We start from the raw sequence: 330 nt of genomic DNA, 5'->3' as shown, positions 1-330 counted from the left end.
ATACTAGGCAAATATGCTAACAACTCAAATCTTGTAGCAATAAGATCTCGTGGAGATAGTATGGATAAAATAATACCGGAAGGCAGTATTATTTTGATACAAAAATTACTTCCATTTGAAAACGTCCAAAATGGAGATATTGTTATGTATTCATTTGAAGATTGTTGGAGTATTAAAGAATTTATTAAGAAAAATGACTGTGTGATTTTTAGACCACATAGTACAAACAATTCGCATAAAGATAATGTTTATACATTTGAAGATATGGAAAACGGAATGGAAGTTCCAAAAATTATTGGAAAAGTTGTATTTTATGGAGTTTCTCTATAA

Annotated in this window: 1 protein-coding gene; it reads left to right on the top strand. The window is 28.5% G+C overall.

Annotation, left to right across the window (positions count from 1 at the left end):
* The coding region (locus EII23_RS12690; protein ID WP_221620436.1) for a S24 family peptidase at positions 1-330 on the top strand (330 nt) is incomplete at its 5' end.

This window comes from Desulfovibrio sp. OH1186_COT-070, from assembly GCF_003860215.1.
Taxonomy (GTDB): domain Bacteria; phylum Desulfobacterota; class Desulfovibrionia; order Desulfovibrionales; family Desulfovibrionaceae; genus Desulfovibrio.
Note: the sequence above shows the minus strand (reverse complement) of the source record. Positions and strands in the feature narration are given on the sequence as shown.